The sequence below is a fragment of the Magnetospirillum moscoviense genome, assembly GCF_001650635.1.
Taxonomy (GTDB): Bacteria; Pseudomonadota; Alphaproteobacteria; order Rhodospirillales; family Magnetospirillaceae; genus Magnetospirillum; species Magnetospirillum moscoviense.
The window spans coordinates 1-25,444 of the sequence record NZ_LWQU01000125.1 but is presented as its reverse complement, the minus strand read 5'-3'; the positions used below and the strand labels follow the sequence as shown (position 1 = coordinate 25,444).

Annotated in this window: 18 protein-coding genes and 2 riboswitches; of the genes, 9 read left to right on the top strand and 9 right to left on the bottom strand. The window is 66.0% G+C overall.

Annotation, left to right across the window (positions count from 1 at the left end):
* Positions 1 to 25: 25 nt before the first annotated feature.
* The 7 genes from A6A05_RS07090 to A6A05_RS07060 all read right to left on the bottom strand — a co-directional run bounded on the left by A6A05_RS07090 (position 26) and on the right by A6A05_RS07060 (position 14,374).
* Positions 26 to 874, bottom strand: a complete 849-nt coding sequence (locus A6A05_RS07090; protein WP_068498851.1) for a serine/threonine-protein kinase — start codon at positions 872 to 874, stop codon at positions 26 to 28.
* Between the two features lie 72 nt (positions 875 to 946).
* Positions 947 to 8,953: a beta strand repeat-containing protein gene (locus A6A05_RS20725; RefSeq protein WP_068498849.1), complete on the bottom strand. Its 8,007-nt coding sequence runs from the start codon at positions 8,951 to 8,953 to the stop codon at positions 947 to 949.
* A 122-nt stretch (positions 8,954 to 9,075) separates the two neighbouring features.
* Positions 9,076 to 11,175, bottom strand: coding sequence for an excinuclease ABC subunit UvrB (uvrB, locus tag A6A05_RS07080; protein ID WP_068498847.1), 2,100 nt, complete (start codon positions 11,173 to 11,175; stop codon positions 9,076 to 9,078).
* 1 nt (position 11,176) lies between these two features.
* Positions 11,177 to 11,974, bottom strand: a complete 798-nt coding sequence (gene proC / locus A6A05_RS07075) for a pyrroline-5-carboxylate reductase (protein WP_068498845.1) — start codon at positions 11,972 to 11,974, stop codon at positions 11,177 to 11,179.
* Between the two features lie 65 nt (positions 11,975 to 12,039).
* Positions 12,040 to 12,543: a type III secretion system chaperone family protein gene (locus tag A6A05_RS07070; RefSeq protein WP_068498843.1), complete on the bottom strand. Its 504-nt coding sequence runs from the start codon at positions 12,541 to 12,543 to the stop codon at positions 12,040 to 12,042.
* Positions 12,544 to 12,678: 135 nt separating this feature from the next.
* Positions 12,679 to 13,236 (bottom strand): transcription elongation factor GreB, encoded by a 558-nt coding sequence (gene greB / locus A6A05_RS07065; RefSeq protein WP_068498841.1) that lies wholly within the window; start codon positions 13,234 to 13,236, stop codon positions 12,679 to 12,681.
* 151 nt (positions 13,237 to 13,387) lie between these two features.
* A complete protein-coding gene (locus A6A05_RS07060; protein ID WP_068498839.1) occupies positions 13,388 to 14,374 on the bottom strand; it encodes a 2-hydroxyacid dehydrogenase in 987 nt (328 codons plus the stop codon).
* A 198-nt stretch (positions 14,375 to 14,572) separates the two neighbouring features.
* Here A6A05_RS07060 and A6A05_RS07055 point away from each other — a divergent pair, with 198 nt between their 5' ends.
* From A6A05_RS07055 to A6A05_RS07030, 6 genes are all read left to right on the top strand, one after another.
* Positions 14,573 to 15,049: an SH3 domain-containing protein gene (locus A6A05_RS07055; RefSeq protein ID WP_068498901.1), complete on the top strand. Its 477-nt coding sequence runs from the start codon at positions 14,573 to 14,575 to the stop codon at positions 15,047 to 15,049.
* A gap of 67 nt (positions 15,050 to 15,116) precedes the next feature.
* A riboswitch (glycine riboswitch) is annotated at positions 15,117 to 15,223 on the top strand.
* 3 nt (positions 15,224 to 15,226) lie between these two features.
* A riboswitch (glycine riboswitch) is annotated at positions 15,227 to 15,341 on the top strand.
* 58 nt (positions 15,342 to 15,399) lie between these two features.
* Complete coding sequence (gcvT, locus tag A6A05_RS07050) at positions 15,400 to 16,518, top strand: glycine cleavage system aminomethyltransferase GcvT (RefSeq protein WP_068498838.1); 1,119 nt, start codon at positions 15,400 to 15,402, stop codon at positions 16,516 to 16,518.
* A 3-nt stretch (positions 16,519 to 16,521) separates the two neighbouring features.
* Positions 16,522 to 16,899 carry a glycine cleavage system protein GcvH gene (gene gcvH / locus A6A05_RS07045; RefSeq protein WP_068498836.1) on the top strand — a complete coding sequence of 126 codons (378 nt, stop codon included), beginning with the start codon at positions 16,522 to 16,524 and terminating at the stop codon, positions 16,897 to 16,899.
* 7 nt (positions 16,900 to 16,906) lie between these two features.
* Positions 16,907 to 18,256, top strand: a complete 1,350-nt coding sequence (gcvPA, locus tag A6A05_RS07040) for an aminomethyl-transferring glycine dehydrogenase subunit GcvPA (RefSeq protein WP_068498834.1) — start codon at positions 16,907 to 16,909, stop codon at positions 18,254 to 18,256.
* Positions 18,257 to 18,258: 2 nt separating this feature from the next.
* A complete protein-coding gene (gene gcvPB, locus A6A05_RS07035; protein ID WP_068498899.1) occupies positions 18,259 to 19,773 on the top strand; it encodes an aminomethyl-transferring glycine dehydrogenase subunit GcvPB in 1,515 nt (504 codons plus the stop codon).
* A gap of 91 nt (positions 19,774 to 19,864) precedes the next feature.
* Positions 19,865 to 20,620: a substrate-binding periplasmic protein gene (locus A6A05_RS07030; protein WP_068498832.1), complete on the top strand. Its 756-nt coding sequence runs from the start codon at positions 19,865 to 19,867 to the stop codon at positions 20,618 to 20,620.
* A gap of 15 nt (positions 20,621 to 20,635) precedes the next feature.
* Here the strand turns inward: A6A05_RS07030 and A6A05_RS07025 are convergent, their stop codons facing one another.
* Positions 20,636 to 21,565: a hypothetical protein gene (locus A6A05_RS07025; RefSeq protein ID WP_068498830.1), complete on the bottom strand. Its 930-nt coding sequence runs from the start codon at positions 21,563 to 21,565 to the stop codon at positions 20,636 to 20,638.
* Positions 21,566 to 21,702: 137 nt separating this feature from the next.
* Here A6A05_RS07025 and A6A05_RS07020 point away from each other — a divergent pair, with 137 nt between their 5' ends.
* The 3 genes from A6A05_RS07020 (at position 21,703) to A6A05_RS07010 (ending at position 24,986) form a co-directional block, all read left to right on the top strand.
* Entirely contained in the window at positions 21,703 to 23,172 is a 1,470-nt protein-coding gene (locus tag A6A05_RS07020; RefSeq protein ID WP_245644216.1) for a M48 family metalloprotease, read from the top strand.
* A 121-nt stretch (positions 23,173 to 23,293) separates the two neighbouring features.
* Positions 23,294 to 24,076 carry an acetoacetate decarboxylase family protein gene (locus A6A05_RS07015; RefSeq protein ID WP_068498828.1) on the top strand — a complete coding sequence of 261 codons (783 nt, stop codon included), beginning with the start codon at positions 23,294 to 23,296 and terminating at the stop codon, positions 24,074 to 24,076.
* Between the two features lie 100 nt (positions 24,077 to 24,176).
* Positions 24,177 to 24,986 carry a universal stress protein gene (locus A6A05_RS07010; protein ID WP_068498827.1) on the top strand — a complete coding sequence of 270 codons (810 nt, stop codon included), beginning with the start codon at positions 24,177 to 24,179 and terminating at the stop codon, positions 24,984 to 24,986.
* An 11-nt stretch (positions 24,987 to 24,997) separates the two neighbouring features.
* Here the strand turns inward: A6A05_RS07010 and A6A05_RS07005 are convergent, their stop codons facing one another.
* Entirely contained in the window at positions 24,998 to 25,261 is a 264-nt protein-coding gene (locus A6A05_RS07005) for a DUF6156 family protein (protein WP_068498824.1), read from the bottom strand.
* Between the last annotated feature and the right edge of the window lie 183 nt (positions 25,262 to 25,444).

Sequence of the window (25,444 nt, the reverse complement as noted above, 5' to 3'; positions counted from 1 at the left end):
TCCCCCCCCTACTCATTATAGCTGTCTACGGCTGCAAACGGTGCAGCTGGGCGGCCAATTCCACCGCCGTCGGCCGGTCGGCCGGTCGCGGCGCCATCGCACCGCGGATGATCTGATCGAAGCCAGCATGCCCGACCGGCGCAAAGGCCCCGACCGGCAAGGCCCCGGTCAGCAGCCGATAGGCCAGAACGCCGACAGCGTAGATGTCGGCGCGATCGGTCACGCGTGAGGCATCCTCGCGCTGCTCGGGCGCGCAGTAATTGGGCGTCCCGATCCACACCCCGGCGCGCGACGCGGCCCCGCCCCCTGGGCGCCGGGCGAAGCCCAGGTCGCATAGGCGCACGTCGCCATTCTCGCGCGCGGTCAGCAACAGATTGGTCGGCTTGACGTCACGATGAACCAGGTTGCGGGCGTGCAGGGCGGCGAGACCCAGGCACAATTGGCGAATCACCGACCGCGTCCGATCGGGCGTCAGGCTTCGCGGGCGTTCAGGCTCGGGCAGCGCCGCGGCGCGGTCCGGATCGTTGGCGTCACGGCCGATCTCGCGCCGAAGATTGGCGACGTACCACGGCATCACCATGTAGGGCGTGCCGTCGGCCAGATAGCCCAGCGCGTCGACCCGAATTACGTTGGGATGATCGATCTGCGCCAGCAGACGGGCCTCGGCGACGAAGCGGCGGCGCCATTCGTCGCGGTCATAGGGCAGGCGCTCCTCCTTGGCCTCGCTCAAGGTGAACACCTTGATCGCCACCGGGCGGCCGAGCAACCGGTCGCGCCCGCGAAACACCCGGGAAAAGGCGCTGGTCACCACCAATTCCTCGACGGCATAGACGCCAAGAGTCGGAGGGACCTCGGGAAAGACGGGTTCGTTCATGCTCTGACCCGACAAGGGCCTGTCCACACTTGGTGTGAACAGGCCCTCGCCGGTGAACTCCCTCTGTTCAGACTACCACTTGATCTGTTCCAGATTGTCGAAGTCGACAACGGTTTCACCGTTGGCGGTGGTCAGGTGCACCTCGCCATCGACATCCTGGCCGATGTTCAGTTCGCCATGGTTCTCGCCATCGACGGTGATGGTCCAGCTCTGGCCGTCATCGGCGGTGACCACGAAGGTCTGACCGACCGCGTCGGACAGGTCCAGCGTGTCCGCCCAGCCCGAGCCGGTGCCACCGTTGACGGTGTCGTGGCCGTCGCCGAAGTCGAACAGGAAGGTATCCGAGCCGTCGCCGCCCATCAGGGTGTCGTCGCCGGTGCCACCGATCAGGGTGTCGTTGCCGGCATTGCCCGACAGGTAGTCGTTGCCCGAACCGCCCATCAAGGTGTCGTTGCCGTCATTGGCGAAGACATAGTCGTTGCCCGAACCCGCATCGACCGTCACCGACCCGTAGGTGGTGCCGTTCGAGTAGTTGAGATCGACCACGTCGTTGCCGGCGCCGGCGTCGAACACTTCGATCGAGTTGACATCGCTGATATGAACGGCGTCGTTGCCGTCGCTCATGACCAGGGTGTCGGTCCCGGCGCCACCGATGAAGCTGTCATTGGTGTCGTTCAGGCCGTTGCTATCGACGATCTTGTCGGTGCCGTCCTGGGCTGCGCCACCCTGATCCTGGTAGTCGGCATCATGGCGGTCGCTGACGGTGTCGGCGTTGTAGGTGAACACGTCATCGCCCGAGCCGCCATTCAGCACGTCGGCGCCGTCGCCACCCGAGATGGTGTCGTTGCCGCCGCCGCCATAGACGGTGTCGTTGCCGGTGCCGCCGTCGATGACGTCGGCGCCGTCGCCCGAGCCCATGCCCGCATAGGCGTCCATGTCGAAGGTGACGCTGTCGGACGCCATGACGTTGCCGGCGGCGTCCTTGACGCTGACGGTGAAGTCGACGTCGTGCAGGCTGCCGCTATCCGGAACCTTGAGCTGCAGACCCGCAGTCGAGGACAGCGAGTATTCGCCCGAGCCGTTGGGGGTCAGCGCAACGCCGTTTTGCAGCAATTGCACCCCGGATTCGTTGAGGCCGGCGATGGAGTAGGTGACAGACGAGCCGTCCGACGCGCCGCCCGAGATGTCGATGTCGGCATAGACATAGCCGCCACTGCCCTCGGTCGCGTTGTCGCCGTACAGCACGTCGTTGCCGCCGCCGCCTTCGATGGTGTCGTTGCCCGCGCCGCCATACATGGTGTCGTTGCTGCCGCCGGCCGAGCCGCCGGAACCGCCCGAGCTGCCGCCATGGCTGTGACCGCCGGAATGACCGCCGGAGTGGCCGCCCGAACCCGAACCGGAACCGCCGCCGACGCCAGCGCTGTCGGACAGATGGTCGTTGCCCGAACCGCCGAACAAGGTGTCGGTGCCTTCGCCGCCGTCAACCGAGTCATTGCCAGACCCGCCATACAGCTTGTCGTTGCCGTCAAGACCGTTGACGCTGTCGTTGCCGGCGCCGCCATACAGCGTGTTGCCGCTGCCGGTGCCGTTGACCGTGCTGCTGGTCGAGCTGCCCGAGCTGTCATAGTCCGAGCTGGTGTTGGTGCCGCCCGCCACGTCGCCGATGCCGGCGTCGATGGTGTAGGTGACGTTCTCGTTGATGCCGTCGCTATCGACGTTCAGCGTCACCGTCGCCGTGTCGGTGCCACCCTGGCCGTCGCTGACGGTGTAGGTGAAGGTGGCGGTGCCATTGTAATTGGCGTCCGGGGTGAAGGTGATGGTGCCGTCGTTGTTCAGCGTCACCGAGCCGTTGCTGGCATTGCCGACACCGGTGATCGCCAAGGTGCCGCCGTCGGCGTCGCTGTCGTTGGACAGCAGGTCGGCGGTATTCAGGCTGATCGAGCCGTCCTCGGCGACATGGATGCTTTCATCCGCCGTCGCTTCGCCGGCACTGGCGCCCTCGCCGGTGACCGTGGTGGTGGCGGTGTCGCCGCCATTTTCCTCGGTCGCAGTGACCGAGCTGGTCATGCCGGACAGATCCAGCGGGCCGTCGGACACGAAGGTCAGCTCGACCGACTGGCCCGAGGTCACTTCGACCGAATAGGTGCCGTCGGCGTTGGCAGTCAATTCGACGTCGCCCATCATCACCGTCGCGCCGTCCGGCACGTTGTCCAGCGTCACCACCGACAGGCTTTCCGAGCCATCGGTGTCGTTGACGGACGCGGTGATGGTGACCGGGTATTCGTAGATATCCTCGCCGCCCGCGGTCCCGAACGCCGAGGCGTCGCCGATGACCTGGCCGTCCGAGAACTTGATGTTCTCGAAGTTCTTGACGTAGCCCTGCACGCCGTTGGCGTTGGCATCCCATTCGGCCTTGGTCACGCCGGACAGCTCAATCGAGTCGGTGCCCGAGCCGCCATCGATGGTGGCCCAAACATCATCGGCGACCTTCAGGAAGTCGGCGCCCGAACCCATGTCCATCGCGCTATTGACGTCATCGCCCACGATCATGCGGTCATCGCCCTGCCCGGTCGAGACCGAGGCGTTGATGTCGCCGCCGATTTGGATGTCGTCATTGCCCGAACCCGAACTCAGCGTGGCATTCAAGGCACCGCCGATCTTGATGTCGTCTTCGCCCGAGCCGGTGCTGACCGACGCATTGGCATCGCCGCCAACCTGCAAGCGATTGTCGCCGTTGCTCAGGTCGATCTTGCCATTCAGGTCGCCACCGACCCGCACGGTGTCGTTGCCCGACCCACCCATAACCGTATGGTTGACGTCGTCGCCGACATCCAGGGCATTGGTGCCGTTGCCCAGATCGACCTTGGCATTGACGTCGCCGCCGACGGTCACCTGATCGTCGCCGTTGCCGGTGCTGACGCTGGCGTTGTTATCGACCGCTACCGTCACGACATCGGCATTGTTGGTGCCGCCGAACGCCGAGCTCAGGCTGCCGCTATAGGTATTGGTGGCGGTCGCCGTGGTCGGGTCGGCCATGTCGGCGATGCCGGTGAAGGCCGAGACGCCGGCCTCGCCCTCGGTGATCGTCGCATTGCCGATATCGACCGTCAGGGACGGACCCTGGGCCACCATGTCGATCTGGCTGTCGTCACCGGCCACCGGGCCCTGGTTGTCGCTGACATCGGCCAGGTCCATGGTCGCGGAACCGGACACCGTGCCGCCGTTGCCGTCGGCCACCGTGTAGTTGAAGGTGACGTCGCCATGATAATCGGCGGAAGGCGTGAAAGTGATGGTGCCGTCGCCGTTATCGACGATGGTGCCGTGATCGACGCTGATGCTGGCCACCGACAAGGCGTCGCCATCGACGTCGTCGGCATTGGCCAGCAGGTCGGCCTTCGAGATGGTCACGGACTGGTCTTCCAGACTGTCGCCCAGATCGACCGGACCGCTGTTGGTCGGGCCGTCATTCACCGCGGTCACGTCCAGCGTGGCGGTGCCGGTGGTGGTGCCGCCCTGGCCGTCCGAGACGGTGTAGGTGAAGTCAACCTCGCCATTGTAATTGGCGTCGGGGGTGAAGGTGATGGTGCCGTCGCCGTTATCGACCACGGTGCCGTGGTTGGCGCTGAAGCTGGCAGCACTCAAGGAACCGCCGTCGATGTCCGACGCGTTCTCCAGCAACTCGGCCTTCGAGATGGTGATCGAATGATCCTCGGCCACATTGCCCAGATCGACTTCCGACGTGGTCGGCCCGTCATTGACCGCGCTGACGTCCAACTGGGCGGTGCCGGCGGTGGTGCCGCCATTGCCGTCCGAAACGGTGTAGGTCAGGTTGACCGAGCCGTTGTAATTGGCGTCAGGGGTGAAGGTCAGGGTGCCATCGCCATTGTCGGTGATGGTGCCGTGCTCGGCCGCGACATTGGACACCGACAAGCTGTCGCCATCGACGTCGCTGGCGTTGCTCAGCAGGTCGGCCTTCGAGAAGGTCACCGAGCGGTCCTCGGCGGTGTCGGTCAGTTCGACCGTGCTGGTCACCGGCCCGTCATTGGTCGGGCTGACGGTGATGGTCAGGTTCTGGGTGGTGGTATTGCCCTCGGCGTCGGTCAGCTGCACCTGGAAGGTATCAGTGCCGTTCCAGTTGGAATCGTTGGCGGTGAAGGTGAAGCTGCCATCCTCGGCTAGCTCCAGCGTGCCATGGTGGCTGCCGCCCTCGACCAGGGCCATCGAGACGATGCCGCCATCGGCGTCGGCCGCATTGATCTGACCTTCGACCACGGTGGCCGCGTCGGTGGTGCTTTCCGCGCCCGATCCGCCGTCGATGGACACGGTGGCGGCGTCATCGACCGCGCCCACGTCCAGGCTGGCCGTACCTTCGACCGTGCCGCCATTACCGTCCGAAATGGTGTAGGTCAGGTTGACCTCGCCATGGAAATCGGCGTTGGGGGTGAAGGTGAAGGTGCCGTCGTCGTTGGCCGTGATGGTGCCGTGGTCGGCGCTGATGTTGGACACCGACAAGGTGTCGCCGTCGATGTCGTCGGCATTGGCCAGCAGATCGGCTGCCGAGAAGGTCACCGAGCGATCCTCGGCGGTATCGGCCAGATCGACTTCGCTGGTGGTCGGGCCGTCATTGACCGAGGCGACATCCAGGGTGATGGTCTGCGAGCTGGTGTTGCCCTCGGCGTCGGTGGTGACCACGGTGAAGCTGTCGGCCCCGTGGAAATTGTCGGCCGGGGTGTAGCTGTAGGAACCATCCTCGTTGACGGTGATCGAACCGTGCGCCGGGCCGCCATTGTCGGCCAGGGCGAAGGTCACCGCGCCGTCAGCGTCGGCGCCGGTCAGCTGACCGGTCAGGGTGGTGTCTTCGGCGGTGGTGGTGTCGCTGGCGGCAATCGTCGCCTCGTCATCGACCGCGCCGACATCCAGGGTGATGGTCTGGGTGGTGGTGTTGCCCTCGGCGTCGGTGGTGACCACCGTGAAGCTGTCGGCCCCGTGGAAATTGTCGGCCGGGGTGTAGCTGTAGGAACCATCCTCGTTGACGGTGATCGAACCGTGCGCCGGGCCGCCATTGTCGGCCAGGGCGAAGGTCACCGCGCCGTCAGCGTCGGCGCCGGTCAGCTGACCGGTCAGGGTGGTGTCTTCGGCGGTGGTGGTGTCGCTGGCGGCGATCGTCGCCTCGTCATCCACCGCGCCGACATTGACGGTGATGGTCTGTTCGGTGGTGCCGCCATTGGCGTCGGTCACCATGACCGTGAAGCTGTCGGTGCCGTTCCAGTCGTCATTCGGGGTGAAGGAATAGGTACCGTCGGAGTTCAGTTCGACGGTGCCGTGGGCGGCGTCGCCCACCAGCTCGATGCTGGCCACGCCGCCATCGACGTCGGTGGCGGAAATCGTGCCGGTGACGACGGTGTCTTCAGCGCCGGCGCCGCCTTCGGCGGTGATCACCGCTTCGTCCTCGACCGCGCCGACATTGATGGTCACGGTGTTGGTGGTGGTCACGCCTTCCGAATCGGTGACCGTGTAGGTCAGTTCGGTCGGGCCGGTGAAGTCGTCGCTCGGCGTGAAGGTGAAGGTGCCGTCGTCATTGACGGTCACGCTGCCGTTCGGATTGTCGGCGAAGGCGATATCCACCGCGCCGCCCTCGGCGTCGGTGACATCGACCGCGAAGGTCAGGCCGCTGTCCTCGCTGATGCTGACGCTCTCGACCGGGCTGTCCGAACCCTCGACCACGATGCCGTCGGTGGTGGCGGCGTCGTTGACCGCCTCGACATTGACGGTGATGGTCTGCTCGGTGGTGCCGCCATTGGCGTCAGTCACCACAACGGTGAAGCTGTCGGTGCCGTTCCAATCGGCGGCGGGGGTGAAGGAATAAGTGCCGTCGGAGTTCAACTCGACGGTGCCGTGGGCGGCGTCGCCCACCAGCTCGATCGAGGCGATACCGCCATCGATGTCGGTGGCGCTGATGCTGCCGGTGACGACGTTGTCTTCCGAGCCTTCGCCGCCGGTGGCGGTGACCACCGCCGCGTCGTCCACCGCCTCGACATTGACGGTGATGGTCTGTTCGGTGGTGCCGCCATTGGCGTCGGTCACCACAACGGTGAAGCTGTCGGTGCCGTTCCAGTCGTCATTCGGGGTGAAGGAATAGGTGCCGTCAGAGTTCAGTTCGACGGTGCCGTGGGCCGGGCCATCGCCCAGCACTTCGATGCTGGCAACGCCGCCGTCGGCGTCGGTGACGCTGATGGTGCCGGTGACGACATTGTCTTCGGCGCCCGAGCCGCCGGTGACGGTGACCACCGCCTCGTCTTCGACCGCGCCGACATTGACGGTGATGGTCTGTTCGGTGGTGCCGCCATTGGCGTCGGTCACCACAACGGTGAAGCTGTCGGTGCCGTTCCAATCGGCGTTCGGGGTGAAGCTGTAGGTGCCGTCGGAGTTCAGCTCGACGGTGCCGTGGGCGGCGTCGCCCACCAGTTCGATGCTGACCACGCCGCCATCGACGTCGGTGGCGGAAATCGTACCGGTGACGACAGTGTCTTCGCTGCCCGTGCCGCCGGTGGTGGTCACCACCGCTTCGTCCTCGACCGCGCCGACATTGATGGTCACGGTGTTGGTGATGCTCGAGCCGTCGGCCTCGGTCAGGGTGTAGGTCAGCTCGGTCGCGCCGGTGAAGTCGCCGGCCGGCGTGAAGGTGTAGGAGCCGTCATCGTTGATGATCACGCTGCCGTTCGGATTGTCGGCGAAGCTGATCGCGATCGGGCCGCCATCGGCGGATTCGTTGACGTCGATGGTGAAATTGATGGTGCTGTCTTCGGCGATGGTCACCGATTCGACCGGCGTGGTCTCGACCACGACCGTTGACGGGTCGTCGATGATGATGCCGTCCGAGGTGGCGCTGTCTTCCACCGCCGCCACTTCGACGGTGACTTCCTGGTCGCTGAAGCCGCCCTTGTCGTCATAGACGCGCACGGTGAAGCTGTCGGTGCCGTTCCAATCGGCGGCGGGGACAAAGCTGTAGCTACCGTCGGCATTGACCGTCACGCTGCCGTGCGCCGCGTCGCCCACCAGCTCGTAGCTGACGATGGCGCCGTCGATGTCGGTCGCGCTGATGGTGCCGGTGATGGTGGTGTCTTCGTCGCCGGTGCCGCCGGTCATGGTGAAGACCGATTCGTCATCGACGTTCTTGATGTCGATGGTCACCGTCTGGCTGATGGTGTTGCCTTCGTCGTCGGAAACGAAAACGGTGAACGAATCCTGGTCGGCGGAAGCGAACGTTCCGTCATTGTTCGAATAGGACGAGAAGTAGTTTTCGTCCGGCGTATACGAATAGCTGCCGTCGTCGTTGATGGTGATCGAGCCGTGCGTCGGCTGGCTGAAGCTGATATTGACCGCGCCGCCATCGGGGTCGACGGCGTCGATGACGAACTTCAGCTCGCCATCCTCATTGATGGCCTGCGGCGAGCCCAGCGGCACCAGGGTCGGGTCGCTGGTGGCCGGATCGTCGAAATAGATTCCACCGATGGCCGGCGGGGCATCAACGAACACTTCCTCCAGCGCGGTCTCCGGCACGATCTCGGTCACATCGACAGCGGCAGTCTCGGCCGCCGCCGCCGCCGCCGCGGCTTCTTCCGCGGTCTGCTCGACGACGATCGGGTCGCCGAAAATGACGTTCTGCTCGGTCAGATCATCCTGGATCCGGACGTTCAGCCGGGTGTCGACCGCCACGTCCTGGGCCGCCTCGGCCGCGGCGCCGTCGAGTTCGGCGACCGGCGGGGTCTCGATCACCGTCGTCTTGCCCTGATCGACCGAAATGTCATCAAGCACGATCTCGCCGACCTGGAGGTCCAGACCCTGCTGGATCTGCTCGCCCTCGTTCGAGCCCTGGTGGATGGTCGCCAGTGAACCCAGCGCCGCATCATTGACATCGACCGCGCGCGCGACGTTCAGCCGCGTCTCGCCCATGTTCTGGGTACCGACGTCCGACAGGACCGTCAGGTCATCCAAAGCCTGCTGCGCAACGCCTTGCGAGCCCGAATTCGGATTGTCGGTCTGCGCGTTGGTCTGGTTTTCGTCGAGATCGTCGGCCATGATCTTGCTCCCCGAGCATCCAAAAGGGCAAAAAAAAGCCCGGCCGCAATGCGGTCCGGGATGGATCATCTATTATGATGGCAGGTTCTTGCGCACAAATCCACTAGAATCTGAACGCCCCTTCAGCGCCGTGAACGGCCGCGTCCCTTGGGCTGACGCTGGGGTTGCGCCCGTTTGCCGGTCTCGACCGGCACCCCCAGTTCGACCGCCTCGAGCCGGCGCAGTTCGTCGCGCAGGCGGGCGGCTTCCTCGAACTCCAGGTCGGCGGCGGCGGCCTTCATCCGCTTTTCCAGGTCGGCCTTGACCGCCCCCAGATTGTGGCCGATGGCATGGGCCAGGCCGGCATCGCCGGTATCGACGGTGACGTAATCCTTCTCGGCCACCGAATCCAGCAGGTCGGAAATCCCCTTCTTGACGCTTTCCGGGGTGATGTTGTGGGCCAGGTTGTAGGCGGTCTGCTTGTCGCGGCGGCGCTGGGTTTCGGCCAGGGCATATTCCAGCGAGGCGGTGATGGTGTCGGCATAAAGGATGACGCGGCCGTCGATATTGCGCGCCGCCCGGCCGATGGTCTGGACCAGCGAGGTCTTCGAGCGCAGGAAGCCTTCCTTGTCGGCATCCAGGATGGCCACCAGCGCGCATTCCGGGATGTCGAGACCTTCGCGCAACAGGTTGATGCCAACCAGCACGTCGAAGACGCCAAGCCGCAGGTCGCGGATGATCTCGATGCGTTCAAGGGTGTCGATGTCGGAATGCAGATAGCGCACGCGCACGCCATGTTCGTGCAGATACTCGGTCAGATCCTCGGCCATGCGCTTGGTCAGCACGGTGACCAGGGTCCGCTGGCCGTTGCGGGCGACAGTCCGGACCTCGGCCAGCAGATCGTCGACCTGGTGCTCGACCGGGCGGACGATGCAGACCGGGTCGATCAGGCCGGTCGGGCGGATGACCTGCTCGACGAAGACGCCGCCGGTCTTTTCCAGCTCCCACGGGGCCGGCGTCGCCGACACGAACACCGAGGCCGGGCGCATGATTTCCCATTCCTCGAACTTCAAGGGGCGGTTATCGACGCAGGACGGCAGGCGGAAGCCGTATTCGGCCAGCGTGCTCTTGCGGGCATAGTCGCCCCGGTACATGCCGCCGATCTGCGGCACGGTGACATGGCTTTCATCGACGATCAGCAAAGTGTCGTCGGGCAGATACTCGAACAGGGTCGGCGGCGGCTCGCCGGGATTGCGGCCGGTGAGATAGCGCGAATAGTTCTCGATCGACTTGCAATGGCCGGTGGTTTCCAGCATTTCCAGGTCGAAGGTGGTGCGCTCGCGGATGCGCTGGGCCTCGAGCAATTTGCCCTCGGCCTCGAAGCGGGCCACGGTGTCCTTCAACTCGGCCTTGATGCCGGCCATGGCGGCGGTGATGGTCGGACGCGGCGTCACGTAGTGGCTGGACGGATAGACCACCACCTCGGTCAGCCGCACGGTCTTCTCGCCGGTCAGGGGGTCGAACTCGGCGATGCTTTCGATCTCGTCGCCGAACAGGCTGACCTGCCAGGCGCGGTCTTCATAGTGGACCGGGAAGATCTCGACCGAATCGCCCCGGACCCGGAAGGTGCCGCGCTCGAAGGCGGCATCGTTCCTGGTATATTGCAGGGTCACCAATTGCTTCAAAAGCTCGGTGCGGTCGATGCTGTCGCCCACCTTCAACGGCACGGTCATGCGGGCATAGGATTCCACCGAGCCGATACCGTAGATGCACGACACCGAGGCGACGATCACCACGTCGCGCCGTTCCAGCAACGCCCGCGTCGCCGCATGGCGCATGCGGTCGATCTGCTCGTTGATGGCGCTGTCCTTCTCGATATAGGTATCGGTGCGGGGGATATAGGCTTCCGGCTGGTAATAGTCGTAATAGGACACGAAATACTCGACGGCATTGTCGGGGAAGAACCCCTTCATCTCGCCATAAAGCTGGGCCGCCAGGGTCTTGTTGGGGGCCAGCACCAGCGCCGGCCGGCCGGTGCGCGCGATGACCTGGGCCATGGTGAAGGTCTTGCCCGAACCGGTCACCCCCAGCAGCACCTGGTCGCGTTCGGCCCGCTCGAGCCCGGCCACCAGTTCGGCGATGGCCGCCGGCTGATCGCCGGCCGGCTGGTAATCCGACACCAGCTTGAACTGGGCCGGGCCGGTCGGCAGTTCGGGGCGTTCGACGAAGGGAAGGACCGGCATTCTACCCCGCCAGTTCCTTGCCGCGCAGGGCCGCGGCAACCACCGCGTCCGTCATCAACGGCCCCATGCCCTTGCCCTGGTCCATCAGCACCGCCAGGGCGGCGGCCGTGGTGCCGCCGGGGCTGGTGACGTTGATCCGCAACTGGGCGGCGCTGTCATTGCTTTGACGCAGCAATTCGCCGGCACCGGCAACGGTGGCCCGCGCCAGCTGGGCGGCCAGTTCAGCCGGCAGGCCGGCCCAGGCGCCGGCTTCGGCCATCACCTCGGCCAGCAGGAAGACATAGGCCGGCCCCGAGCCCGATACCGCCGTCACCGCATCCATCAAGCCTTCATCCTCGATCCACGCCACTTGGCCGACCGCCTGCAGCAGCGACTGACAGGACGATCGGGCCTGATCGGTCACGCCGGGGCCGGCACAGCAGACGGTGATGCCGCGCCGCACCGCCGCCGGGGTGTTGGGCATGGCCCGCACGATGGCCGCACCTTGCCCCAGATGGGTCTGGAAGAAGGAAATGGGCTTGCCGGCGGCAATCGACAGGAAGGTCGCCTGGCCAGCGAAGCGGGCATAGGCCGGAACCACATCGGCCATCACCTGCGGCTTGACCGCCAGGATCACGATGTCGGGGGAAAAGGCGGCGGGAATCTCAGGGGCGGCGCCGACCAGGGCGACGCCCGCCGGCACCTGGGCCGGGTTGGGCTCGACCACCACCACATCGGCGGCGGCGATGCCCTGTTCCAGCCAGCCGGCCAGCATGGCCGATCCCATCTTGCCGCAACCCACCAGCAAAATCTTGGTCACGTCGGAAATCCCCGTCAGTCGCAACAGGGCTTCAGATGACCACGGCCGCCGAAAAAAGGGAAGGCCTACGCCTCGCCCACCGTCTCCAGCAACGAGGCGGCCATCGCTTCCTTCGGGCTCTTGCCGCCCCAGATGACGAACTGGAAGGCCGGATAGAAGCGTTCGCACTCGGTCACCGCCAGGTCGACGATATCCTCGATCTGCTCGGGCGCCAGGGCCGCCGGGCTGGCGCACAGCGCGGTGTGGCGGAACATCGGCAGGCCTTCTTCCTCCCACAGGCCGAAATGGCCCAGCCACAGCTTCTCGTTCATCGCCACCAGCAGCTCGCACACCTGCGAGCGCTTGGCCGCCGGCACCTTCATGTCGAAGGCGCAGGTGAAGTGCAGCGCCGCCATGTCGGCCCGCCAGGCGAAATAAAGGGAGTAATTGCACCAGCGTCCCGGAACCTCGACGGCCAGTTCCTCGTCGGAACGCCGGTCGAAGGCCCAGTCGTTGCCGGCCACCAACTGCTCGACCAGATCGAGCGGATTGGGACCGATATCGTCCTCGAAACCCAGTGCCATGCTCATCGGAGCCCCCCGCGCCACACCCCAAGATATGGGGGCGGCAGTCCTTGTGAAACACAAGCGGCAGGCTACAAGCAGGGGTTCCCCGGCTGCAAGGGAAAGCTTCGCATCACATACCAAATCTTGTGGATAAGAAGATCAGTCCACCGGGATATAGCGGATTTCCACCACTTCCAGGGTTTCCGGCCCGCCGGGGGCGCGAAACGGCACCTCGTCGCCCTCGGCCGCCTTCATCAAGGCCCGGGCGATCGGCGCGATCCAGCTGACCCGGCCCTTGGTCATGTCGGCCTCGTCGATGCCGACGATGGTGATGGTCCGTTCGGCGCCCTTGCTGGTGGCATAGGTGACGGTGGCGCCGAAGAACACCTGATCCTGATTGGTCTGCGCCGCCGGATCGACCACCCGGGCGGCCTCGACCCGCTTGGTCAGGAAGCGGATGCGGCGATCGATCTCGCGCAGGCGCTTCTTGCCATAGATGTAATCGCCATTTTCCGAACGGTCGCCATTGCCGGCGGCCCACGACACCACTTCGACCACCTTGGGCCGCTCGACCCGGGTCAGTTCGCGCAGTTCGGCCTGCAGGCGGGCGAAGCCGGCCGGCGTGATGTAGTTGGGCGAGCCCTTGGGGATCGGTGCCACGCCTTCTGGCAGGTCGTCGTCGTCTTGGTCGGACTCGCGGGTGAAGGCCTTGCTCATCTGGGCTCCATGATTGTGCCCTCGCCGGGCGGGCGCATCCGCGCCCTTGGCCGCCGCCTCAATGGCGGCAGGGCACGATCCGACTCGGCGGATCATGCCAGAAAAGAAAAGGGCCCCGGTCAACGCCGGGGCCCGGTTCGGGTCCTCGACCCTACAGCATGCTGGCCAGCACGCGGTCGGGCGGATTGTGCCCGTCGGCGAAGGTCTTGATGTTGATGATCACCTTCTCGCCCATATCGACGCGGCCCTCGATGGTGGCCGATCCCATGTGCGGCAGTAGCACGACATTGTCCAACTGCAACAGCTTGGGGTTGACCGCCGGCTCATGCTCGAACACGTCCAGGCCGGCACCGGCCAGCTCACCCTTTTGCAGCATGCGGATCAGGGCGTTCTCGTCGACGATCTCGCCGCGCGAGGTGTTGATGACATAGGCATGCGGCTGCAACTGGGACAGGCGCCGGGCCGACAGCAGGTGGAAGGTCGCCGGGGTGTGCGGGCAATGGACGGTGACCACGTCCATGCGGGCCAGCATCTGGTCCAGGCTTTCCCAATAGGTGGCTTCCAGCTCGGCCTCGATCTCGGGATGCAGGCGCTTGCGGTTGTGATAGTGGATCGACATGCCGAAGGCCTTGGCGCGCTTGGCCACCGCCTGGCCGATGCGGCCCATGCCGACGATGCCTAAGCGCTTGCCCCAGATGCGGTGACCCAGCATGTGGGTCGGGCTCCACCCGGCCCAGTCGCCCGAGCGCATCAGGCGCACGCCCTCGCCCATGCGGCGCGGCACCGCCAGGATCAGCGCCATGGTCATGTCGGCGGTGTCCTCGGTCAGCACGCCGGGGGTGTTGGTCACGGTGATCGAACGCTGGCGCGCGCTGGCCAGGTCGATATGGTCGACGCCGGTGCCGAAATTGGCGATCAGCTTCAGGGTCGGACCGGCCTGGGCCAGGATGCCGGAATCGATGCGGTCGGTGATGGTCGGCACCAGCACGTCGGCGGTCTTGACCGCCTCGATCAATTCGGACTTCGACATCGGGTGGTCGTCCAGATTGAGCTTGGTGTCGAACAACTCCATCATCCGCGTCTCGATGACATCGGGCAGCTTCCTGGTGACGACGACGACGGGCTTCTTCTGAATCATTGTTGTTGCTCCTCCCGTAACCCGATCTTGGCCTCTCGACCTAGCAAGGACGACGCTCCTTGTCCAGCGAACAGTTGACGCAGGCGATCCTGCGGCTTGGCGCCCTTGACCCGGGCCGCGCTTGCCCGCCTATAATGCGCCCGCTTTCGCATCATAGACCGAACGGACCCGTTGATGAACCTGTGGCGACATTTGGCGATGCTGGTAGTGACGGTGGCCCTGGCCGCCGGCCAGACGGCAACCGCCGGTGAAACCAGCGGTTTACCGCTGCCCCGCTTCGTGTCGCTGCGGTCCGACGAAGTAAATTTGCGCACCGGCCCGGGCGTGCGCTACCCCATCGACTGGATTTATTCGCGTAAGGACCTGCCGGTCGAGGTGGTCGCCGAGTTCGAAGCCTGGCGCAAGATTCGCGACTGGCAGGGCTCGGAAGGATGGGTCCATCAATCGATGCTGCAAGGACGGCGCATGATGGTGGTGATCGGCGCCACCCGCGTCTTGCGCACGTCCGACGCCGAATCCGCCGACCAGGTCGCCACAATCGAGGCCGGGGTGTTCGGCCGACTGCTGCAATGCCCGCGCAACCGCGATTTCTGCCGGGTGGAAATCCAGCAGACCCAGGGCTGGCTGAAGCGCGACGAGTTCTGGGGCGTCTATAAGGGCGAATGGATAGAATAAATTCCTGTGGATGGAATCCGGGGCGCGATTGACTCCACCGCCCGGGCCGCTACACTCGCCACCACAGATGACCCCCGCGGGAGAGTCTGATCCACAACATCTTGTGTTGTGAGGTCGGCGCCGAAGGAGCAACCGCCCCTGGAAACTCTCAGGCAAACGGACCGTGGGGCGATGAAGCTCTGGAAAGCGGCTGGACTTCCCCGGAAGTCGGGCCCACCGACGATGTAAGCCGTCCGCCCCGAACCGCTTGCCGGTGCGGAACCGGTGAATCTTTCAGGTTCCAAGGACAGAGGGGGGCACGACGGCTTGAAGCCCGAAGTGCGAGTCCTGATCCATTTGAGGAGGAACCGGTGAGCCCATCCGACACCGTGCTGTTGACCACCCCGCTGGACGCGCTGCATCGCGAACTGGGCGGCAAGATGGTGCCTTTTGCCGGCTATGCCATGCCGGTGCAATATCCCAAGGGAATCCTGGGCGAGCATCTGGCCACCCGCTCGGGCGCCGGCCTGTTCGACGTCTCGCACATGGGACAGGTGACCATCGAGGCGGCCGATCCCGCCGCGCTTCTGGAAAAGCTGGTGCCCGGCGACATCGCCGGCCTGGGGGTGGGGCGGACCCGCTATTCGGTATTCACCAACCCGGCCGGCGGCATCCTTGACGATCTGATGATCTCGAAGCTCGCGCCCACCAAGCTTTATCTGGTGGTCAACGCCGCCTGCAAACAGGCCGATTTCGCCCACATGAAGGACAAGCTGGGCGCCGATGCCGACATCCGTATGTTGGATGATCGCGCCCTGCTGGCCCTGCAAGGCCCGAAGGCGGCCGAGGTGATGAGCGGACTGTGCGACGGCGCCGCCCAGCAGCCCTTCATGTCGATCCGCGAAACCCAGGTCGCCGGAATCCCCGCTCTGATCACCCGCTCGGGCTATACCGGCGAGGACGGCTACGAGATCTCGGTGCCTTCAGCCAAGGCCGAGAAGCTGGCCCGCCTGCTGCTGGGCCTGCCCGGCGTCGAGCCGGTCGGCCTGGGTGCGCGCGACTCGCTGCGCCTGGAAGCCGGCCTGTGCCTGTACGGCTCGGACATCGACACCGAAACCAGCCCGATCGAGGCCGGGTTGTCGTGGATCATCGGCAAGCGCCGCCGCGAGCAGGGCGGCTTCCCCGGCGCCGACCGCATCCTGGCGGAGCTGGCCGACAGCCCGGCCAAGCGCCGCGTCGGCATCCGCCCCGACGGAAGGGCGCCGGCGCGCGCCCACACCGAAATCACCGACGAAGCCGGCAACCGTCTGGGCGAGGTGACCTCGGGCGGGTTCGGCCCCAGTCTGGACGGCCCGCTGGCCATGGGCTATGTGCCGGCCGCCTTCGCCCAGCCGGGCACCAAGGTCAAGCTGGTGGTCCGCGGCAAGCCGCTGGACGCCACCATCGTTGCCATGCCCTTCGTCGCCCACCGCTATTTCAAGGGAGTCTGACCGATGAGCGAGATGCGTTTCACCAAGGACCATGAATGGATCAAGGTCGAGGGCTCGACCGGCACCGTCGGCATCACCGACTATGCCCAGCACGCCCTGGGCGATCTGGTGTTCGTCGAGGTGCCCGAGGCCGGCCGCACCCTGAAGCAGGGCGACGAATGCGCCGTGGTCGAATCGGTCAAGGCGGCGTCCGAGGTCTATTCCCCGGCCTCGGGCACGGTGGTCAAGGCCAACGCGACCATCGCCGACCAGCCCGGCCTGGTCAATGAAAGCCCCGAGGACAAGGCGTGGTTCTTCACCATCACCCTGTCCGATCCGTCCGAGTTGGCCGGCCTGATGGACCGCGCCGCCTATGACGAATACGTCAAGGGCCTGGAGTAAGACGTCCATGCGCTATCTGCCCCATACCGAGTCCGACCGCCGCGCCATGCTGGCGGCCATCGGAATCTCCGACGTCGAGCAATTGTTCGCCGACGTCCCGGTTTCGGCCCGTCAGGCGGCCAGCTTCGACCTGCCGGCGGGCCAGGGCGAGATGGCGGTGGAGCGCGCATTCACCCGCATGGCCGGCAAGAACCTGTCGGCCGGCTGCGCGCCGTTCTTCATCGGCGCCGGCATCTATCGCCACCATGTGCCGGCGGCGATCGACCAGTTGCTGAGCCGGGGCGAGTTCCTGACCTCGTACACCCCCTATCAGCCCGAGGTCAGCCAGGGCACGCTGCAATATCTGTTCGAGTTCCAGACCCAGGTGGCGCTGCTGACCGGCATGGAGGTGGCCAACGCCTCGATGTATGACGGCGCCACGGCATGTGCCGAAGCCGCCGTGATGGCCGCGCGCATCACCAAGCGGCCCCGCGTCCTGCTGTCGGGCAGCCTGCACCCGCAATACCGCGAGACCACCGAGACCTTCCTGAAATATACCGAGCTGGAAGCCGAGGCCTTGTCGCCCGACCCGCTGGGGATGGAGGACCTGATCGGCCGCATCGATTCGCGCACGGCCTGCGTGGTGGTGCAAAATCCCGGCTTCTTCGGCGGCTTGCAGGATCTGCGGCCGCTGGCCGAGGCCTGCCACGCCGACGGCGCTTTGCTGATGGTGATGGTGGCCGAGCCGGTCAGCCTGGGCCTGGTGGAAAGCCCCGGCGCCATGGGCGCCGACATCGTGGTGGTCGAGGGCCAAAGCCTTGGCATGGGGATGAATTTCGGCGGCCCCGGCCTGGGCCTGTTCGCCACCCGTGATAAGTATGTCCGCCAGATGCCCGGCCGCATCGTCGGCCAGACCGTCGATCAGGACGGACGGCGCGGCTTCGTGCTGACCCTGTCGACCCGCGAGCAGCATATCCGCCGCGAGAAGGCGACCAGCAACATCTGCACCAATTCCGGCCTGTGCGCCCTGGCCTTCACCATGCACCTGACCCTGCTGGGCGAGACCGGGCTGGCCCGGCTGGCCCATCTGAACCATGCGCTGGCGGTGCGGCTGGAAAGCAAGCTTCGGGCGGTCAAGGGCATCAAGGTGCTGTCCCAGAGCTACTTCAACGAATTCGCCGTGACGTTCGCCGACGACATCGACGCGACCGCCATCGTCGAGGCGCTGGCCGCCAAGGGCATCCTGGCCGGCGTGCCGGCGGCCCGCTTCTTCCCCGGCTGGCCGGAGCTGCGCCCGGTGCTGCTGCTGGCCGTCACCGAGACCAACACCGAGGCCGACATGGACGCCCTGGTGTCCGCCCTGAACGAGGTGCTGTGACCATGTCCGACATCCAGACCATTTCGGGCCATCGCGGACTTTTGCTGGAAGAGCCGCTGATCTTCGAACAATCCTCGCCCGGGCGCGACGGCATCGACCTGCCCGAGGCCCCGCCGCTTGATCTCGACCGTCTGGGCGGGCTGGCCCGCAAGGCCCCCATCGGCCTGCCCGACCTGTCAGAGCCGCAGATGGTGCGCCATTACACCCGGCTGTCGCAGAAGAATTACGGCATCGATTCCGGCTTCTATCCGCTGGGTTCGTGCACCATGAAGCACAATCCGCGCCTGTCGGAAAAGGTCGCCCGCCTGCCCGGCCTGGCCGATTTGCATCCCTTTCAGCCGCAATCCACAATCCAGGGCGCGCTTGAGGTCATCGACCTGCTGGCCTTCTGGCTGAAGGGCCTGACCGGCATGCCGGCGGTGGCCATGAGCCCGGCCGCCGGTGCCCACGGCGAATGGTGCGGCCTGATGGCCATCCGCGCCTATCACGAGGATCACGGCCAGGGCCACCGCCGCCGCGTGCTGGTGCCGGAATCGGCGCACGGCACCAACCCGGCCTCGGCCGCCATGTGCGGCTTCACCGTCGATCCGGTTCCGGCCAACGCCTTGGGCCGCGTCGATGTCGAGGCCTTCAAGGCCAAGCTGGGCGACGACGTCGCCTGCATCATGGTCACCAACCCCAATACCTGCGGCCTGTTCGAGACCGAAATCCTGGAAATCGCCAAGGCCACCCACGAAGCCGGCGCCTTCTTCTATTGCGACGGCGCCAATTACAACGCCATCGTCGGCCGGGTGAAGATTTCCGATCTCGGCATCGATTGCATGCATATCAACCTGCACAAGACCTTCTCGACCCCCCATGGCGGCGGCGGCCCCGGTTCCGGCCCGACGGTGCTGTCGGACAAGCTGGCCCCCTACGCGCCGCTGCCCTTCGTGGTGCACGGCCAAAACGGCCTGAAGCTGATCGAGCACGCCGAAGAGGTCGAAGGCGCCAGGCCGTTTGGACGGGTCAAGGGCTTTCACGGCCAGTTCGGCGTGTTCATCCGCGCCCTGGCCTATATCCTGTCCATGGGCGGCGACGGCATGCGCCAGGCCAGCACCGATGCGGTGCTGAACGCCAATTACCTGCTGGCGCGGCTGAAGGACGTGCTGACCGCGTCGTTCGACGGCCCGTGCATGCATGAATGCCTGTTCGACGATCGCTTCTTGAAGGATACCGGGGTCAGCACCCTGGATTTCGCCAAGATGCTGATCGACGAGGGCTTCCATCCGATGACCATGTATTTCCCGCTGGTGGTCCATGGCGCCCTGTTGATGGAACCCACCGAAAGCGAGACCAAGGAAACCCTGGACGGCTTCATCCGCGTCGTGCTGGGCCTGGCCGCCAAGGCCAAGGACGGCCAGGTCGAGGATTTCAAGGCGGCCCCGCGCCTGACGCCCAGGCGTCGCCTGGACGAGACCCTGGCCGCCCGGACCCCGGTGCTGCGCTGGAAGCCCGGCGCCAACAGCGCGAGTTAAGCACAGATACCCCCTTGCGGTTGAGGACCCCCCGATGCATCCTGTGCAGATGCTCGGGACGATGGTCTCCCGGCCGCAAGGGGATCCGTGAATGCGTCGGCTGTGCGCCTTATTGTTGGTCCTGATGGTGCTGGCCGCGCCATGGCCGGCCGTCGCCGCAGGCAAGGAACTGGTGGTCGGCGTCGAGGAGCTGGAATATTACCCGATCTATGCCTTGCGCGACGGCGATTATGTCGGGGCGGCACGCGAGATTCTGGACGCGTTCGGCAAGGATCGCGGCTACCGCATGATCTATCGCCCGCTGCCGATCAAACGGCTGTTTGCCGAACTGATCAACGGCACCATCGACGTCAAGTTCCCCGACAATGCCCAATGGTCCGGCGACATCAAGCAGGGCACCAAGGTCCATTACAGCCAGCCGGTGATCGCCTATGTCGATGGCGTCATGGTCCGCCCGGCCAACAAGGGCTCAGGCGCCGATTCCGTGCGGGTGCTGGGCACGGTCGCCGGGTTCACCCCGTTCGCCTGGCTTGACCGCATCAAGAACGGCAAGACCCAGTTGAAGGAAAACCCGCGGATGGAACTGCTGCTGAAACAGGCGGCGGTCGGCCATATCGATGGCGCCTATGCCAGCGTGGCGGTGGCCAATTACGTGCTGGCGACGTCACTGGCGATGCCGGGCGCGGTGGTGTTCGATTCCGACCTGCCGCATTCCCGCGATTTCTATCAATTGTCCTCGACCCGGCGCGCCGACGTGATCGCCGAGTTCGATGCCTGGATGGCGGCCAATCAGGCCCGGATCAAGTTCATCAAGGACTCCATGGGGGCCGAACGCGGGATCCACTGATCCCGCCCCGCCCTGCTACCTGGCCAGCAGGCGCAATGCCGGCGGCATGATGGTCGCCGTCAGCGAACCGGGCAGCCCGACCTCGACGGCGTCGTCGGCGGCGAACAGCAGCACCATGCCGTCGCGCAGCAGGTCGGTGGCGATCCGGCTGTCTTCCAGGAAGGTCGGCGTGATCACCGGCAGGGCGATGATGGTGTCGGCCAGCAATTCGGCGCCGCGTTCGCCGAACGGGGCCTTGGACAGCAGCTTGATCCAGCGGGTCCGCAGCCGTTCGGCGCCGTCGGCCAGGTCGGGCAGGCGCTTCAAGACGATACGCGTCTGCGCCAGCCAATAGGCGATCCAGGCGCCCTGGTCGCCATCCAGCCCGGCCGCCAGGGCACGGGCATATCCATCCTCGCCCATCTCGGCCGGGGTCAGCGGCAGCACCAGCGGCCCTTCGCGGCCGGCCGCCATCAGCGCGGCCAGCATCACCGCCATTTCGGCATTGCCCCAGCTCAAGGGCGACAGCGCGATGAATTCCAGGGCGGCGGCACCGGCATGGGCCGCGTCGATGGCCTCGGCCGCCGCGTGGCGCTGCGCCCATTCGGTCACCACGATGCGGGAATGATGGTCCAGGAAGGCATCGGCCGGATCGAAACGGCTGATCATCACCCCGTGCAGGCGCTCGATCAGTTCCGGCACCAGTTCCGGCGCCGGGATCACCGGGATTTCCGCCAGGACCTTCAGGCCGCGCGCCATGCTCCACAATCGGCGCCAGGTCGCCTGGTCCAGGTCGAGATCGGGACCATTGGGGCCGTCCAGCCGGGGCGGCAGGCTGCGGGCCAGCAGCGACCAGCCGGACAAGCGGGCGAGGACGCGGTCAAGGCCCGGGGGATGGCGCCGCCGCCAGGCCTGCCCCAATTCCTTGCATTCCCGCAACAACCCGCCCAGAAAATCCTCGATCACCGCGCTTGCTCCGTGGTCTGAGCTTTTCTTACGGCATTCCGGAAAGGCTGGCTACCGGTAACCCCACCGATCCGCCTTTGTTTCGCCATCACCCTTGCTTATGCTGGCTAGGTCTCTCTAGTAGCTCGGGACCGGTCATGAGAAGTTTGTCGCGCCGTCATGCCATGCTGGGATTATCGCAGGTGCTGCTGGCCCCGGCCCTGGCCGGCTGCCAGCTGTCGCCTGGCACCGGCGAATCGCATTTCAATTTCATGAGCGCCGACGAAGAGGCCGACATCGGCCGCAAGACCCATCCGCAGATCGTCCAGCATTTCGGCGGCGCCTACGACAATCCGGCCCTGCAGGCCTATGTCGCCGGGCTGGGCCAGCGCCTGGGCCAGGTCACCGAGACCCCGGCCGCCGATTTCCGCTTCACCGTCCTCAATTCCGACATCGTCAACGCCATGGCGGTGCCGGGCGGCTATGTCTATGTCACCCGCGGCCTGCTGGCGCTGGCCGCCAACGAGGCCGAGCTGGCCGGCGTCATCGGCCACGAACTGGGCCATATCCTGGCCCGGCATTCCGCCCAGCGTTACAGCCGGGCCGTGGCGTCCAACGTGGCGGCCACCATCCTGGGCGCGGTGGTCGGCATGCCCGGGGTGGCCGACCTGGCACAGATGGGGGCCGGCGCCTGGCTGCAGGCCTATTCCCGCGAGAACGAATTCGAGGCCGATTCCTTAGGTGTGCGCTACATGAGCCGGAGCGGCTGGAACGCGAACGCCATGGTCAGCATGCTGGGATCGCTGCGCAGCCATGCCCGCCTGGAAGCCCGGATGGCCGGCCGCGACCCCGACCAGGTCGATCAGTCCCATTTCATGTCGACCCATCCGCGCACCACCGACCGGGTCCAGGCCGCCATCGACGCCGCCCTGAAGGCGCCGCCATCCGGCACGCTGGGGGCCGACACCTTGCTCGACCGTGTCGATGGCATGGTCTTCGGCGACGATCCATCGCAGGGCTTCGTGCGCGACCGGGTGTTCGTCCATCCCGGCGAGGGTTTCCGCTTCGAGGTTCCGGCCGGCTTTCGCATCACCAATGGCGAGCGCGCGGTGCAGGCCCAGCACCCCAACGGCGCCGCCATCTTGTTCGACGGCGCCAAGGCGCCGGCCGGCGATTTCGACATGCTGGGCTATCTGACCCATAGCTGGCTGCCCAAGGCGCGGCTGGCCGGGGCCGAGCGCATCCAGGTCAACGGCATGGCCGGGGCCACCGCCACCACCACCGGGCGGACCCGCCAAGGCAATGTCGATGTCCGGGTGGTCGCCGTCCGCTTCGATTCCGACAGCATCTACCGCTTCACCTTCCTGACCCCGCCCCGCCAGACCACCGCCCTGGGCGAGGAGCTGCGCCGCGCCACCTACAGCCTGCGGCCGCTGTCGACCGAGGAACGCCGCGAGGTCCAGCCCTGGCGCATCAAGGTGGTCCGGGTCAAGGCCGGCGACAGTGTCGCCTCGCTGTCGGCCCGCATGGCCCTGGCCCAGTGGAAGGAAGAGACCTTCCGCCTGCTCAACCGCCTGGACGAGGATGACCGCATCGAACCGGGTCGCCGGGTCAAACTTGTCGTGTGATTTTTCATCGCCCCTCGCCGGGCGCCAGCTCCGCTGGCTTGGCCGCGGCCTCAACGGCCGCTGTCACCTGATGATTTCAGCGCGAAATCATCGGGCTCCCATCAACGAAAGGAGCCGCCCCGTGCCGCAAGGATTCACCCCGCCTTATTCGCCGACCGGCCGCTCGTCGTTGGTGCCGCCGCCGCCGTGGCATTATGCCGGGCAGATCCTGTCCCTGGCCTTCGCCGTCGATAAGGCCGCCGCCGAGAACTTCCTGCCCACCGGCTTCGGCACCGCGACCGGGCGCGCCGTCGCCCATTGCTGCGAATGGCAATCGACCACCGATGGCTGGGAATTGCTGGACCCGGCCTATGCCCAGTACCGCGAGTTCTTCATCCTGCTGGAAGCGATGCGCGACGGACAGCCGGCCCTTTATTGCCCGTTCATCTATGTCGACCAGGACATCTCGATGGCGCGCGGCTGGCTGCAGGGCTGGCCCAAGAAGCTGGGCAGCGTGTGGATGACCCGGCCCTACGACCTGGATCATATCGCTGCGGCACCGCGCCGCGCCGGCACCCGCCTGGGCGCCACCCTGGCGGTCAAGGATCGCCGCCTGATGGAGGCACGGATTACCCTGGACGGCAGCGAGGGCGCCCGCCTGGGCTTCTTGGCCACCCCCACCTTCGGCCTGATCGCCAGCCCGACCATCGTCGGCCAGCCCGATCCCGGAAAGCCGCAATTGGCCCGGGCCTTGGTCGAGAACTTCACCGCCGGCACCTTCCATGGCGGCACCGCCGAGCTGACTTTCCTGGCCTCGCCCCGCGACGAGTTGGCCGATCTGGCCCCGCAAGGCCCGGCCGTCGCCAGCCTGGCCAATGTCGCCTTCTCCATTACCGGAGCGGTGAAGGCCGACATGCCGGAATAAAGGCATTCCGGTAAGCCAATACCGATTTCACTTGACGGGAGCCTCGGCACCGGCTTCAAATCCCTGCGAGACGACGGGAAACCATCGTGCGGAGGGGGACATGAGCGTCAAGGATATCCTGGTTCACGTCGATGGCGGCGAGGGCGACAAGGCGACCATCGCCGCCGCCGTGGCGATCGCTGTTCGCTTCGGCGCGCGCCTGACCGGCCTGTTCGCCCGCACCGAGAATTCCGGCCCCAGCCTGGTGGCCCGCCAACCGAGTGACCAGTTCAAGGCCGCCGCCGCGTCGGCGCAGGCCGCGGTCGAGGCCGCCTGCCGGCAGGCCGGCCTGGTTTCGCGCTGGTGGCTGATTCCTCATGGCGGGGTGTCGGACCTGATCAGCGAGGTGCTGTTCTGCGGCTATTACGCCGACCTGGTCATCATCGGCCAGGATGCCGCCAAGGGGGTGCACGTCCACGACAGTTTCGCCGAGGCTTTGATCCTGAAATCGGGCCGCCCGGTTTTGATGATCCCCAAGGATTATACCGGCACGACGGTCGGCGCCCGTGTCGCCCTGGGCTGGCGGGCCGGCCGCGAGGCGGCGCGCGCCGTTGCCGATTCGCTGCCGTTCCTGGAAAGCGCCGACATGGTCAAGGTGTTAGCGGTCGGCCCGCGCACCCACGCGCCCGACTACCTGCCCCCGGTCAACGTGGTCGAGCACCTGTCGGCGCACGGCATCCAGGCCGAAGGCGAGCAGTTGGAAATCGAAGGCCTTGGCGTGATGGACGCCCTGCTGTCCAGGGCCTATGACCACAATGCCGACCTTCTGGTGGTCGGCGCCCATGGCGGCTATGTGCTGCCGCTGGGGCGCGGCTCGGCCACCCGTCACCTGCTGCGCCACGCCCAACTGCCGGTGATGTTCTCGCACTGAGACGGCAGGGCTCAGAACATCAAGACCGTGACGTCGTCATCCATGGTGATCTCGGCCCGCACCAGCTTGCCGTCATCATCGTATTGATAAGTGTGCGCCAGTTCGACGCCGCCATAGACCATCTTCTCGATCAGCACGACACGCTCGGCCTGGTCCAGCGCGGCGCGGACGAAGGTGTTGCGGTGGGACAACTCGTCCGCCGCCAGCGGCCCGACCAGCTTCAGCGGCAACTTGACGCCGCTATAGGTGGTGAAATAACGCCAGTCCCGTTCCATGCCTTACCCCCTTCGGTCACACCCGATCCGAATGATCCATTCAGATCGGGTATTCTCTATGTCTGCCCTCGCCGGGCGCAAACCTCCGGTTTGCTTGGCCGCGCCCGCAATGATGGGGTGGACGGCCCCTGCTCACCGGCGTCGCAATGCGCCAAAGTGGTCGTTGTTGAAACAGACCATAGA